The organism is Tateyamaria sp. LSS28, assembly GCF_059611725.1.
Window position 1 is genome coordinate 658,538 of the sequence record NZ_JCAPFI010000003.1, and the last position, 13,668, is coordinate 672,205.

Genomic DNA, 13,668 nt, shown 5'->3' on the forward strand with positions numbered 1-13,668 from the left:
CTCAGCCGCCCACCAGAAACGCCCTCATCACGCGCTCGGCCTTATCCGGTTCATCGCGGTGCACCCCGTGTCCGCACCCCTCGAACATCTCGAGCGTCGCATTGCCACCCACTGCCCGCGCAATCTCCTCCGAACAGACCGGCGGCGTGACGGGATCAAGCGCGCCGCCAAGGACGAGGGTCGGGCAGGTGATGCCGGAAACCTCGCCGCGCATGTCCATGTCCTTCATTTCGTGACCAAAAAAATGGACCGCAACCTCGGGCCGCTGGATCGCCCGCTTGCGAAAGCCTGCAGCATCGGGGTTTTCCGTCTGGCTGTACAGCGGCAGGCATATCTGCGCATAGCGATCAAAACGCTCCTGCGACGGGTTGGAAAAGAACTCGTTCGCCATCTCCGCGGCCGCATCGCCACCCAGTCTGCGCATCATATTCATGGTCTCGTCCAGACGGAATTGCGCACAGGTGGAGGATAATATGAGCTTGGACGGCCCATCGGGATGCCGCGCACCATAGTGCATCGCGACCATGCCACCAAAAGACTGTCCAAAGACCACCGGCCTCTTGATGCCCACCAAATCGCAAAATGCGGCTATGTCATCGGCCCATTGGTCAAGCGTCCATGTCTCGGGATCACCGGTTGATCGCCCGCTGCCACGATGATCCAGATAGATCACCTGAAAATCATCGGCAAAACGGTCAAAATAGGGGCGCAAGGTCGAGTGGTCGAAACCTGGCCCCCCATGGAGCACCAGCAGCGTCCGCCGCTCTTGCATGATGTCGGGGCTAAGCTCAAGCTGGGCGCCAACAGTATCAAAAAAAATTCGGGCAGTATCGAGTTGAATATACACGCGAACCATACTCTCTAATCGTTTGAAACTTCAGATTGCCGCCTGCCGCGCGGCACTAAAAATCCTCTTTTCTCAATGGCATTAGACAAGTTTTACTTTAATTGACTGTCCTTCGACCCACGCCGATTGATGCCGCCACGCTGGACACGAATGGCATCCCGCTCAGCAACACACTCCACGCATAATTTGACTCCGGGCACGGCAATGCGTCGTGCTGCCGGGATTGGTTCATCGCATTCGGCGCAATGGGTCAGACTTTCGCCAACGGGGGTTTTACGGGTCTGCATCCGCGCAAGTTCGTCCGAGATCGAGGCCTCGATCTGTTCAGACACAGCGCCGTCCTTGGCCCATCCCCCTGCCATGATCCCGCTCCATATTACGACCCAAAAGAATCCCCAAAAGAGGGTCGATCAACCACTAGTAGTTTTGGCTTTGGAAAACACCGCGTCAATGACCTTCTGCGTGCCACGCGCATCTTCAAGGTGCCAAGGGTATGGCGCACCATCCCGAACATGCTCCGAAAACGCCTCGACCTGCAGCACATAGTGGTCCACACCGGGAAACCGTTCTTCGGTCACCGTTGCACCGCCCGCACCGCCATGTACGTTGCGCTGTAGCTCAAGCCGCGCCGTGGCAAAGCGCGCCGGGTTGAACGGCGCGGTCAGCTTGATCACACCGTCAGAGCCGACAAAGGTCATCTCCTGAACGGGATGCATGCGCATCGAGTTGACCCAATGAGCGGAAAAGCCGGGGAACCGGGCCGACACGCGGGCCAGCACATCCACGCCATTCTCGAAATCCACATCGGCATGGGTGATCTCGTCCGGTTCCTGACCCGTCAGCCAGCGGGTGCAGCCATAGGTATAAACCCCGATGTCCGGAATACCGCCGCCGCCCGTCTCGGGCCGGTTGCGCACATTGCCGGGTTCGCTCGAATTGTCATAGCCGAACAGACCCTCAACATGGATCAGCTGCCCGATGGCCCCTTCTTCGTACAGGGTGCGTGCGCGCTGCCACTGCGGGTGATGCACGATCATGTAGGCCTCGGTTGCAAAACAGCCCGACGCCTCCCGCGCCGCAATCAGCGCCTCATACTCAGCGGCGGCCATCGCCATCGGCTTTTCACACAGGACGTGTTTCCCAGCCTCCAGCGCTTTCAATGACCATTCCACATGCAAGTGGTTGGGCAGCGGGATGTACACTGCGTCAATCGCAGGATCGGCCAGCAATGCATCATAACTGTCATGGATTCGCAGGCCCGGACAAAAGGCGGAAAAGCCCTCGGCCTTCGCAGGTGATGAAGTAGCCAGGGCCGTCAATGCGGCCCCTTGGGCCGCGTGAATGGCCGGGGCCATGTCATTGAGAGCAAAGTTGCTGGCCCCCAGAATACCCCACCTGATCGGATCTTTCATGGCCATCTCCCTCTCTGCATCCAACACCGTTTGCGCTACCATATCGCGCCGTGATCCCGGCACAAGGCGATGCCTGCCGCACCGTCAGTCTGGCACGCGCCACATGCCCGGGCCTATGATACCATCCAGCCAAGGGAGGATACGTCATGCGTTGGATCAAACGGGGCCTGATCGGGCTTCTGGTTCTGGTGGTTGCAGGCGTTACGGCCTTTCTGGCCATCGCGCCGGGACATGTCGAACGCAGCCGAAATACAATTGTCGCGCATGATCCCTACCCCGTGTCAGACGCCGCACAATCCCTGCATGACAGCCTGATCGTGGGCGATTGGCACGCCGACAGCCTGCTCTGGAAACGCAGCATCGACAAACGGGCCGATCGTGGCCATGTCGATGTGCCCCGCCTGATCGAAGGCGGCGTGGCGCTACAGGTCTTTGCCGCCGTCACGAAATCCCCTGCAGGACAGAATTACGAGGCGAACTCCGCCGACGCCTTCGACAACATCACGCCCCTTGCCATCGGCCAGCTCTGGCCGCCCCGCACATGGGGGTCGCTAGCCGAACGCGCAATCTATCAGGCCGAGCGTCTGCACAAGGTCGCCGCCAAGATGCCCGACCGGCTGACGGTCATCACCACGCGGGACGAACTGGACGCGCATCTCGCCGCCCGTGCTGCGGGCAGCCGCGCCGTGGGTGGTCTACTGGGCATCGAAGGCGCACACGCGCTCGAAGGGGACATGGCCAATCTCGACCGGTTGGAAGAGGCCGGGCACCGCATCATCGGGCTGCAACATTTCTTTGACAATGAACTGGGCGGCTCCCTGCACGGCACACGCGACATGGGCCTGACAGAGTTCGGGCGCGCCGTCGTGGCCGAAATCGAAGCGCGCGGAATGGTACTGGACCTCGCCCATGCAAGCCCGGCGGTGGCGCAAGATGTGCTGGCCCTCACCGACATGCCCGTGATTGTCAGCCACACAGGCCTGCACGGCTTCTGCCCCGTCACCCGCAATTTCGAGGATGACATCATGAAGGCCGTCGCCGCCAGCGGCGGCGTGATCGGCCTCGGCTATTGGGGCGACATCCTGTGCCGCGACGCCACGCCCGAGGCCATTGCCGCCATGATCGCCAAGGCCGTCGATACCGTGGGTGCCGATCACGTCTCGCTCGGGTCGGACTTCGACGGCTCGGTCAAGACCGCCTTCGACACGTCCAAACTGTCCAGCCTGACACATGCACTGCTTGAGGCAGGGCTCGACACCGAAACCATCGGCAAGGTCATGGGCGGCAACATGGTGCGGGTGCTGCAGGCACGCTTGAACTGATCACTCCAGATCGCGCGCCACGCGGAACCCGATATTGGTCTGGCGCCGGTCTGCGGGCACGGGTTGCCGTGTCTCCGGTGCGGCATTCTTGATCGGGTCATCAAACGACCCACCTTTGAGCGTCCCGCTCTCGCACCCCTCCAGTGCACGTGGCAAAGACAGGTTGCCCCGCCAGCAATCCGCCACCCATTCCCACAAATTGCCCGCCAGATCGTGCAGGCCATTGGCATCAGCCGGGTAGGACGCGACCAGCGCCACGCCCGGATTGCCGTCATTGCAGGACTGGTTGCGCCAGCTGAATTGCGACGTCGCATCGCCGAAATTGCCCAGCGCACAGACCACGTCTGCATCGTTGTTGAGGTCACGGTTGAACCCTTCCTCCGCGATCCGGTGTTTCAACTGGCGTTCCAGTAACAGCTCGAACTCAGCCTCGGTCGGCAGGCGGTAGCGCGGCCCATCGGTCTGCTCGTTCAACCAATCAACATACCCCATCGCATCCCTGCGACTGACGCAGGACACGGGGTGATCGCTGCTCAGGTCACTTCCCTGGTTAAAGGCCTGTGCAGTCTTGCGCAGCTTGTCGCCTTCCTGCCAGTCAAAGCAACTGGGCCCCTCGGACGTCTTGCCATCGACAAAGGCAACGCCCGTGTCCTCCGCATAGGCCCGGAACTGGCCAATGGTGACCTCGGTGGCCGAGATAAAGAACGGCGCAACCTCCTGCGTGATCGACGGGATCGGATCATCCACAGGACGCGGGCCATAAGCCATTGTTCCGCCCGGCACCCGGATCAGCTCCGGGCACGTCTCACAAGGTCGGACACGTATATCCCGCGGTGGGAGATGTGCTGGTATCGCGGGTTCCATTGCAGCCCGCTCCGTACGCTCGATCGCCATCACTGTATCAGGCAGGCTGTCCTCCTCGGACACATCCCCATCACCCTGCGGCTGCGCCAACCCGGCAAGGGCGGCAATGATCGCGCGGCGCGTGACGTCATCGGCCTGACCGGTTTCATCCAACCCCTGATCACGCTGGAACAGAACCAAGGCCACCTGCGTCCTCAGGTTCAAAACGCCTGTGACACCGCCAGTGTCATAGCCAAGATCAATCAGCGCCTGCTGCATCTCGGCAACGCCATCCGACACGGGCGGATCAGGCTCGGGATCGTCCTCGGGGGCGAACGCCGCAGGAACGGGAAAGAAGAATGCCCCATCCGATCCGGTCAAATCTCGGATCTGCGGCGTGATCGACCGCTGCCAGCCAAAGCGCGTGCGCAGACGCGTCACCTCCTGACCCAGATAGGATTTCAACTCACCGACCGAGACGAGGTTGTCCTTGCCCAGCGCGTTTGTCGCATCCGCCGCCCCGCGCAACCCGTTCAGCAGCGCGTGGGTAAAAACCGATCCACCCAACTGGTCCACCGCGATGGTCTGCTCATCTGCACGCCCCGCCGTGATCACGTGGCGCGCAGGCCCGCCCAACTGGGCGCGGGTGATGTCCGCCAGATCTGATTGCGGGGCCGACCCCACCAACCCGGAAAAGCAGCTGTCCATCAGGTACAGCACCTGATGCGCAATGATGTAGCTGTCCCAATCGGCGATATCATCCATCGACACCATGGTCGAAAACCGGCCCTTGCGGCTGGTTTTCAAGGGCAGAAAGCCGCGAGCACCCGGCCCCTGGCCCAATGTCTCCCCATGTCCGGACCAATAGAACAGGAACCGGTCATTCGGCCCCACAAGCTGGCGGAAATCGTCCAGCATCAACTCTTCCAACCGGTCCTTGGTGACCTTGTCGCCGGTCAGGATATGCACGTGGTCAAAGCCCGCCTCGTCGACAAGGTAGTCCCGCATGCGCAACGGGTCCTTGGCGGTCGGCAGGTCGGTGAATTCATCAAAGTCGCTGACGCCAACAATCAGGGCATAGCTTTTCTGCAGCTCACCGAACCCGGCGCGCACCAGCAACCGCTCGGTGACGGACCGGTCGTCCGGGCGTATCGTGGCCTCGTCCAGACCATCCGTTTCCGCCCAAAGCGGTGCGGCCAACAGGGCCAGACCAACCGCCAGCCGCCAGATCATTCAGCCTTGGCTGCCTGGCGCTTCTGCTCCAGCTCCAGCTCCTTGGCCGCAACCTCAAGCTGCGCTTTGCGATAATCGGTCCACTTGCCCAACAGGCCGAAGACGGCCGCACCCAGCGTTGTGACAGCGCCTGCAACAGCCGTGACGGCAGCGGCAATGTCTCCGCCAGTGTCGGGACCTTGCGGCACGACACCGTCCGGCGTCTCTGACAGCAGAATGGCCTCTCCTGCATCCGACCCGATCAGATACCCCAACAACGCCAGCCCGATCAGGCCCATGATCGTAATGACGCTCCATCGTTTCAAGATAAGCATGGCGACCCCGCCCTTTGATGAATGAACTCAAACAATAGGCAAAGCCTACCTCAAGTTGCTCTGTTCTCAAAGCGCTGCAAGAAAAGGGGCCGAAACGAAAACACCCCGCCGAACCCGGCGGGGTGCCTCAATCAAGTATTTGCCAGAGATCAGGCCGGGGTCATAAGCCCCTTGGCCTTGGCGATCTCGCGCATCTTCTTTTGCAGCTTTTCAAAGGCGCGCACCTCGATCTGGCGAATACGTTCACGGCTCACGCCATACTCACCCGACAGATCCTCAAGCGTCACAGGCGCATCTGCCAGACGGCGCTGGGTCAGGATGTCCTTTTCGCGCTCATTCAGCACGTCCAGCGCCTCGGCCAGCATCTCGCGGCGCACTTCCAACTCATCGCGCGCCTCGTAATCGCCTGCCTGATCCGCCGTTTCGTCCTCCAGCCAATCCTGCCACTGCATGGTCCCTTCGCCTTCGGACCCGACGGTCGCGTTCAGCGACGCATCACCGCCCGACAGGCGCCGGTTCATGGAAATGACCTCGGCCTCGGTGACGCCCAGATCCGTCGCAATACGCTTGACGTTTTCAGGCCTCAGATCGCCCTCTTCCAATGCGCCAATCTTGGCCTTGGCCTTGCGCAGGTTGAAGAACAGCTTTTTCTGGGCGGATGTCGTGCCCAGCTTCACCAACGACCACGACCGCAGGATATATTCCTGGATCGACGCACGGATCCACCACATCGCATAAGTGGCGAGGCGGAAACCCTTTTCCGGGTCAAAGCGTTTGACGGCCTGCATCAGGCCCACATTGGCCTCCGAAATAACTTCGGCCTGCGGCAGTCCATAGCCGCGATAGCCCATGGCGATCTTGGCCGCGAGCCGCAGGTGACTTGTCACCATCCTGTGGGCGGCACCTGTGTCTTCTTTTTCGACCCAGGCTTTTGCCAGCATGTATTCCTCTTCCGGCTCCAGCAGGGGAAATTTGCGGATTTCCTGCATATAGCGGTTCAGTCCGCCTTCCGGCGTGGGTGCGGGAAGATTTGCATAATTAGCCATAATGTCCCTCCAGTATCCCCGTTTCATGTTTAGGGGCTTAACATTCCATATGGGACGGCGACCGACCGCATACAAGAGGCGGGTGTCGTCGCGCCCCCAATATCGCATGCAGAACAGCGGTTTTGCAGGGCTCAAACCGTGCGGTCACGCGCATGTGCTGTTCATTACAGGGTTATGTAAAGACCGTCTGACCGAGCGGTTTTTGGGCGCTCAAGCCTCCAAAACGGCCAGCAAATCGGCAAAATCCCGCGGCAACGAGGCTTCGAACCGTAACATCTGACCGCTCACGGGATGCTCGAATCCCAAAACCGCGGCATGCAACGCCTGCCGCGCAAAACCGGAAACGGCCGCAGCAGCGGCTTCGGACAGCGCGCCACGGGCCAGTTTGCGCTTGCCGCCATAGGTTGGATCGCCAATCAGCCCGTGGCCAGCATGGGCCATGTGGACGCGGATCTGGTGCGTGCGCCCCGTCTCAAGCCAGCACTCCACCTGGCTCAACACGGGCGGCGTGCCATATCGCTCGACCAACCGTGCCCGCGTGACAGCGTGACGCCCGCCCTGAAACAATACGGCCTGCCGCTGCCGGTCGGTCTTGTGGCGCGCAAGCTGCGTGGTCAGTTTCAACACGTTGCCCGGCTCAAAGGACGCCCCCTTCACACCGCGCAGACGTGGATCGTTCCCATCAGGGACGCCATAGACAAGCGCGCGGTAATAGCGCTCGACCGTATGTTTGGCGAATTGCGCAGACAGCCCGTGATGGGCCGCGTCAGACTTTGCCACCACAAGCAGCCCGCTCGTGTCCTTGTCGATCCGGTGCACGATGCCCGGACGTTTCATGCCACCCACACCAGACAGATCATCGCCGCAATGGTGCATGAGCGCATTGACCAAAGTGCCCGAGGGCGATCCCGGCGCCGGATGCACCACCATCCCCGCAGGCTTGTTGACGACGATCAGGTCATCATCCTCGAACACCACGTCCAGCGGGATATCCTCGGCCCCGATATGGCTCTCCTCGGCCGCCTCGACAGTGACCTCGACCACGGCCCCCTCGACCACCTTGGCCTTGGGATCCGACGCAACTGTCCCGTCCACGGTCACAGCTCCATCCGCCAACAGCCTTGCCAAACGCGTGCGCGACAGGGCCGCGCCCTCTGGCACGTCGCGGGCGATGGCCTTATCAAGACGCGCGGGCGGATCAGCCGCAATGACAAAGGAGACGGACGTGGAAGACATGGACACCCCAGAAATGCCGGCCAACCTGACCTTTCTAAGGCGGCTGGTGACGGTGTTGACGATCATCATGATCGGGGGCGTTGTAACGGTGGTCGCCCTGCTTGTCATCCGGCTGAATGCCGACCCCGCGCCGCTCCCGCTGCCCGATCAGGTCACGCTACCTGACGGCACGACGGCCACGGCCTTCACAGTCGGATCGGATTGGTTCGGGATCGTGACGGAAAACGATGAAATCCTGATCTATGATCAGGTCACCGGCACCCTGCGCCAGACCATCACCTTGGACTGAGGTTTTACCTTGGTGAAATGGAAGCCAAGGCAAACCATCGAACGCGCCGCAAGGCGCTCAATTGGATTGCGAATGGCAGCGCCTAGATGTTCAGGGGTGTGAGGCCGCGCGTTTTCTTCTAAAACACTCTCACCTCACCGTCACTTTCTCACTTCGTTTGAAAGTGCGGATGGTACCACCGCCCCGGCTCGAACGGGGGACCTCCTGATCCACAATCAGGCGCTCTAACCAACTGAGCTACGGCGGCACTGCGCGTCAAATACCTATGCCGCCGACCGATTGCAAGACCATCAAAAGCGATAAACCCACGTCTGTTCCACCAAATCCTGTCCAAAGGAATGGACAGGTTTCGATGCCATCATATCCCACCCCGTACGGGCATAAAGGGCACACGCCGCCTCGTGGCTTTCATGGGTCCAGAGGGTCATCCCCGAATATCCGGTTTCGCGCGCAAACGACATGCATTGATCCAGCAGCATTCGCCCCGCACCTCTGCCCCGTGCCTCGGGCACAAGCAGGAACAATCGCAGTTTGGCCGTCGTTTCATCGTGGCGCACACAAAAGATAGACCCCAAAGGCAGCCCATCCGCCTCGGCAATCCACCCACGCTCACAGGATGCATCATGCTCGGCATTGAACGCCTCAAGGATGGACCGAACCAGCGGACCAAAGCTGTCATCGAACCCGGCTTCGCGCGCATAAAGACTGTCGTGCTGATCAACCAACCAATCGGTATCCTCGGGGCAAAACGGGCGAAGGCTCACATCTGTCATGGCATGACCATGGCGGACGCCTTCTTGCCTTTCAATCCCGATCGGGCTAGCACCCGGCTTCAACTTCCGCCGGAGATGACCATGGGCATCAACAAAGAAAGCGACATCGAAGCCAACCTGCAGATCGGCCCGACCGACGCGGGCATGGTGCGCATCTATGTCGAGGCGAAAGGCGTTGAAATTCCAATGGATTTCGACCCCGAAGAGGCCGATGAAATCGCGGATGAGATCAAGGCGGCCGCCAAAGCTGCCGGGGCCATGAAACGCTAACGCCGCGTACGGTGCGCTTGTTGTGCTCCGTCCTTCGCGGCGCCGTTTGATGCCATCATGTGGGCGCAGGGTGCCAGTCTTTTCATCCAACGGTGACGTTCAGCGCGTCAAAACCCTTCGAGAATCGCTGATCACAGACGACCGCAGACAATCGATCAGAAGCGAATGTCGTAGCCAGCCTTCAGGCCGTAGTTCTCCGGGGCATACGTCCCTAAACCTCCCCAAAAGCTGTCGATCGCAATCGAGCCGCCCGCCTGGGTCGAAAATCTGATGCCCAAGCTCACGCGACCGCTACCACTGCGCTGGCCTGGCAACGCCAACGCATCATGCCCAAAGCGGCGGGTCGATGTCCGCGAGAATGCGCCGCCCCCTGTCAGGATGATGGGGGCGCCGTTCGCCTCACGCAGCGTGTGGCGAAACTCCAATCCCAACTGCATCTGGCGCTGTTGAATGCCTTGCAACCCAAGCGGATCGCTCCCGCGCGGCAACACATCATCCGTGGCGTATGACGCCAGAAAACTCGGGGTCAGGGTCGTAACGCCGTAGCGCAGCTGACCCGTCAGTTTCAGTTGCGCCAGACCGCGCCGCGTGTCCGGCCACAGCGCGCCATCACCGGAACCGCGGATGCTATGAGAGGCCCGCCCCCGCAAAAGACGCCCTTCGACGAACAAAGGCTGATTGGCGTGGCGCGCCAGGAAATAGGACCCGGCCATCACGCCCCCGCCCGCCCTGTCGGACTGGGCACCCGCCTGCGACAGGTAATCCGCCTCGATCATGCCGCCAACAACAAGCGTCGGCGTGACATAGGTATGCAGACCCATCGCACCAAATCCGTATTTGACCTTCCGTTTACCGTTGTCGTCCCACCGCCCGCTCGCCCGCGCCCAAAGCGGCGCATCCACACCACTGGAAAAATGCAACACGCCGCGATCGTCTGTCACATCGGCGTTCAGGGCACCCGATCCGAAACCTGACAAAAGCGCCGCCAGTTCCGGTTGGTGCCGGATCAGGTTGTCCAACCGTGTTTTTTGCAACTGATGCATAAGCCTGCGAGGCTCGGCCGTATCCGCCCGACTGCTCATGTCACCCATCCCAAATAGGGCCACAACTGCAATCAAAACAGTGGGCAAAACGCATCTGGCAAGTGACACCGCCATCTGCGGAAAAGCAGCCAGGTACATCGCTTTGGGGACATGGATCACGTTCATCACATAGGCCCTTGGCAGAGCGGGGTCAGACAGGATGTGGCGCAGTCGTTTGGCCGCTCAAGCAGAGGACCGGCACGTGCATATTTACATATGCGCCGATTGATCAGCCACCCAAAATTTCGTGAAAGCCAGACAAAGACCGCACAGCGACCGTCAACATGCGAAACAAATCGCCGCGCAAACCTGCAACTCTACAGGCAGCCGCAGCAAGAGGACCCGGTCAGGACCACCCCAGCCCAGCCCCAGGATCACGCAAGCTCTGCAACCGCCGCGCGGCATGGGTGGCGAATTTCTGGACCATCACCTTGCGCCGCGCCGGTGCCAGCTTGTCCTCGGGGGCCATACGAATGATCTCGGCATCATAGGCATCCGCAATCATCAACCCGGTCCCCTCCGGCAGCAGATCAACGGGAAAATCCCCGTCCACGGCCCAAAAGAAACGGTCGCACCACTCCAGATACCCTTCCCACTTGTGGTCGGACATGAAATCTGCGCGGCTGGACTTGCATTCGATCACCCAGATCTCGCCCTTCGTCCCCAACGCCATCACATCGACCCGCAAACCACGTGCGGGCACCAACTCCTCAACCGCCGCCAGACCAAGGCTGGCCAGATGGCGCGACACACCCCGGGCCAGCAACTGGCCGGGCATCATCGTGGCGGGATCAAGTGTGGTTTGCATAAGATCGAGAATATGAACAAAACCTGAACAAACGCAAGAGCGGGCTTTCCCCTTGGCGCTCCGCTGTCCTGCGCCTACCTTTAGCCGACAGCACGAAGGGACCGTTCATGAGTGATGAGACACGCCTGACCCAGGGGCAGGCCCGCGGGGTCCGCTACGCCCGCGAGCTTGAGGGGCACCTCGGTTGGCTCGACACATTCTCAGGCACGGCACTTGGCGTGCTGGCCGTCGCGTCGGGCATCTACACCTATCTGGGGGTCTCGTCCCTTCTGGATGAAAACGGCGCCATGTCGGTCTTTGCCGCCATCGCCTACTCGGTCGCCGTGTCGGTCGGCATCTTCGTCTTCTGGTCCTACATGATGCGCCTGTTTCCCGCCGTCCGCTCGGCCCGCGCCCGCATCGGACTGATCGTGGCCATGGGGGTCGGATCGCTCGCCATCGTGGCCATGTCATCCTGGCTCAACGCCGCAGCCCTCGCCGGATCGGCTGCCGTCGAACAGCACCTCGCCAAAACCGTGCAGGACTACCAGAACAGCCTCGAACGCGCGCACGAAGTCGCGCTGACAGGCCAATCCCTCGAACGCGACGTGGCCCGCGTCCGCCAGTCGTTCGAAGACCTCTCCGAACAGGAAGCCGCCGGCGCACTCTCCGGCCTCGCAGGCCGCGGCGCGGTCTTCCGCGTGTTGCGCCAGAAAGCCGCCGAACTGTCCGGGCTTGAAGGGCAAATCAGCGCGCAAACCCCGCTTGTCGAAAGCGCCTTTGCCGAGGGCAACGTGATCCTCTCCCGCATGCGCGCGCTCACCGTCGAACCCGGCCCGGTCGAGGCGCGCAGCGTCGAATTCTCGGAACAGGCGGTGCGGCTCGCGGGCCTGATCACGCAGATCCGCCAGCTCTCGGTGGCTCCGCTTGTCGAACGCGCAGCCCAGGACCTTGCCGCCTCGGTTGTCCTGCCCGAGCTTGACAGCACAACCGAACAGGGGCGCACCGATCAGGCAGCGACCATCACCTCGGTGCTCGAAGTGCTGGCCCAACGCGCCACCACGCTCGAACGAGCCGCCCAGACGGTACAGGCGCTGGAACCAGCCACCGATGTGACCTACACGCCGATCTCCTCCGCCGACGCGGTCATCCTCTACGCCCGCAATTTCGTGCCCTCCTGGGCAGGGGCCATCGCCATCGACCTGTTGCCCGCCGTCCTGGTGTTCATCCTGGCCATCACCCAATCCGCCATCCGCGGCGGACGCGAAGGGGCGGCGGTCGAGGACACGTTGACACTGGCCGAACTGCGCGCAGCCATGGTGGCCCTGCGCGACGTCGAAACCACGATGACCGCGCCGGCCGAGCCGGTGAAGGCCCCAACCCCACCCAAACGGGTCGCCGAATGACGACCGCCACGGGCAAGCAGCGCAATCCCATCGCGCGCGTGCTGATGGGGGTGCTGATCTTTCAACTGGGGATCGGCGGGCTGCTGATCCTTGGCGACATGCAGGGCCTGCGCCTGCCCAGCTTTGGCCCCGATGCCCCACGGCTGACAGAACCGGTGCGCCCCGGCGACCAGCGCCGCACCTTCCGCCCCGACCGCGACCGCCCCGTCACCCAACCCGCCCGCGATCCCGGCGAATTGCCCAACCGACTGGTGCTGACACAGGCCAGCGGCACCACCTACCGGCTCGAGGGCGAGATCAGCGCAGGCGACGCCGACCGGCTCGCGGACCTTATCGCGCAGGCTGACCCCGCCCCCGAAACGCTGATCCTGCAAAGCCCCGGAGGGTCGGTCCATGATGCGCTCGCACTGGGGCGCGTGATCCGGCGTGAAGGGATCGGCACCCAAATGCTCGCAGGCGAATTCTGCTATTCCGCCTGCCCCTACCTGCTGGCGGCTGGGACGATACGAACCATCGACGACGCGGCATCGGTCGGCGTGCACCAACACTATTTCGGCCAGAACACCTTCCTGCCCGCCGCCTTCGCGGTCGAAGACATCCAACGCGGTCAGGCCGAGGTGATGACCTACCTCAACGAGATGGGAATCGACCTGCTCGTGATGCAACACGCCCTGTCGACGCCACCAGACCAGATCTATGTCCTCCTGCCGGAGGAACTTGAGACATACGGATTTACGCAATCTTCTGAATAGCTTAGCGCACCCGACCTGCGTACGGATTTAAGCGACTTGACATGATACCAAAGGGT

The 13,668-nt window shown here is 61.7% G+C and carries 15 protein-coding genes and 1 tRNA gene; 5 read left to right on the forward strand and 11 right to left on the reverse strand.

What is annotated here, in order from left to right:
• Nucleotide 1 precedes the first annotated feature (1 nt).
• From AC53L6_RS11865 to AC53L6_RS11875, 3 genes are all read right to left on the reverse strand, one after another.
• Nucleotides 2-847, reverse strand: coding sequence for an alpha/beta fold hydrolase (locus AC53L6_RS11865; protein WP_299200980.1), 846 nt, complete (start codon nt 845-847; stop codon nt 2-4).
• Between the two features lie 92 nt (nt 848-939).
• Nucleotides 940-1,209, reverse strand: a complete 270-nt coding sequence (locus AC53L6_RS11870) for a DksA/TraR family C4-type zinc finger protein (protein ID WP_496907986.1) — start codon at nt 1,207-1,209, stop codon at nt 940-942.
• A 48-nt stretch (nt 1,210-1,257) separates the two neighbouring features.
• The gene (locus AC53L6_RS11875) at nt 1,258-2,259 is read right to left on the reverse strand and encodes a Gfo/Idh/MocA family protein (RefSeq protein WP_496907987.1); all 1,002 of its coding nucleotides are present in this window, start codon (nt 2,257-2,259) and stop codon (nt 1,258-1,260) included.
• Nucleotides 2,260-2,405: 146 nt separating this feature from the next.
• On the opposite strand from AC53L6_RS11875, the gene AC53L6_RS11880 reads away from it, so the two are divergent.
• Nucleotides 2,406-3,581, forward strand: coding sequence for a dipeptidase (locus AC53L6_RS11880; RefSeq protein WP_496907988.1), 1,176 nt, complete (start codon nt 2,406-2,408; stop codon nt 3,579-3,581).
• Here the strand turns inward: AC53L6_RS11880 and AC53L6_RS11885 are convergent, their stop codons facing one another.
• The 4 genes from AC53L6_RS11885 to AC53L6_RS11900 form a co-directional block, all read right to left on the reverse strand.
• Nucleotides 3,582-5,657: an SUMF1/EgtB/PvdO family nonheme iron enzyme gene (locus tag AC53L6_RS11885; protein WP_496907989.1), complete on the reverse strand. Its 2,076-nt coding sequence runs from the start codon at nt 5,655-5,657 to the stop codon at nt 3,582-3,584. It lies immediately after the preceding gene.
• A complete protein-coding gene (locus AC53L6_RS11890) occupies nt 5,654-5,971 on the reverse strand; it encodes a hypothetical protein (RefSeq protein WP_299742372.1) in 318 nt (105 codons plus the stop codon). Before AC53L6_RS11890 ends, AC53L6_RS11885 begins: the two co-directional genes overlap by 4 nt.
• Before the next feature lie 149 nt (nt 5,972-6,120).
• Nucleotides 6,121-7,017 (reverse strand): RNA polymerase sigma factor RpoH, encoded by an 897-nt coding sequence (gene rpoH / locus AC53L6_RS11895; protein WP_299201017.1) that lies wholly within the window; start codon nt 7,015-7,017, stop codon nt 6,121-6,123.
• 210 nt (nt 7,018-7,227) lie between these two features.
• Entirely contained in the window at nt 7,228-8,253 is a 1,026-nt protein-coding gene (locus tag AC53L6_RS11900) for an RluA family pseudouridine synthase (protein WP_496907990.1), read from the reverse strand.
• On the opposite strand from AC53L6_RS11900, the gene AC53L6_RS11905 reads away from it, so the two are divergent.
• Nucleotides 8,252-8,542, forward strand: coding sequence for a DUF6476 family protein (locus tag AC53L6_RS11905; RefSeq protein WP_299598006.1), 291 nt, complete (start codon nt 8,252-8,254; stop codon nt 8,540-8,542). The genes AC53L6_RS11900 and AC53L6_RS11905 overlap by 2 nt on opposite strands.
• Nucleotides 8,543-8,712: 170 nt before the next feature.
• Here the strand turns inward: AC53L6_RS11905 and AC53L6_RS11910 are convergent.
• Nucleotides 8,713-8,789 (reverse strand) — tRNA-His (locus tag AC53L6_RS11910).
• 43 nt (nt 8,790-8,832) lie between these two features.
• Entirely contained in the window at nt 8,833-9,315 is a 483-nt protein-coding gene (locus AC53L6_RS11915) for a GNAT family N-acetyltransferase (RefSeq protein WP_496907991.1), read from the reverse strand.
• A gap of 81 nt (nt 9,316-9,396) precedes the next feature.
• Here AC53L6_RS11915 and AC53L6_RS11920 point away from each other — a divergent pair, with 81 nt between their 5' ends.
• The gene (locus AC53L6_RS11920) at nt 9,397-9,585 is read left to right on the forward strand and encodes a DUF6324 family protein (RefSeq protein ID WP_299201024.1); all 189 of its coding nucleotides are present in this window, start codon (nt 9,397-9,399) and stop codon (nt 9,583-9,585) included.
• A 155-nt stretch (nt 9,586-9,740) separates the two neighbouring features.
• Here AC53L6_RS11920 and AC53L6_RS11925 read toward each other — a convergent pair whose 3' ends face one another.
• Nucleotides 9,741-10,793: a hypothetical protein gene (locus tag AC53L6_RS11925; RefSeq protein WP_496907992.1), complete on the reverse strand. Its 1,053-nt coding sequence runs from the start codon at nt 10,791-10,793 to the stop codon at nt 9,741-9,743.
• Nucleotides 10,794-11,013: 220 nt separating this feature from the next.
• On the reverse strand, nt 11,014-11,475 hold the full coding sequence (locus AC53L6_RS11930; protein ID WP_299742384.1) for an MmcB family DNA repair protein: 462 nt from the start codon (nt 11,473-11,475) through the stop codon (nt 11,014-11,016).
• A 107-nt stretch (nt 11,476-11,582) separates the two neighbouring features.
• Here AC53L6_RS11930 and AC53L6_RS11935 point away from each other — a divergent pair, with 107 nt between their 5' ends.
• A complete protein-coding gene (locus AC53L6_RS11935; RefSeq protein ID WP_299598018.1) occupies nt 11,583-12,860 on the forward strand; it encodes a hypothetical protein in 1,278 nt (425 codons plus the stop codon).
• Nucleotides 12,857-13,612: a COG3904 family protein gene (locus AC53L6_RS11940; protein ID WP_496907993.1), complete on the forward strand. Its 756-nt coding sequence runs from the start codon at nt 12,857-12,859 to the stop codon at nt 13,610-13,612. The genes AC53L6_RS11935 and AC53L6_RS11940 overlap by 4 nt, the downstream gene beginning before the upstream one ends.
• Nucleotides 13,613-13,668: the final 56 nt, after the last annotated feature.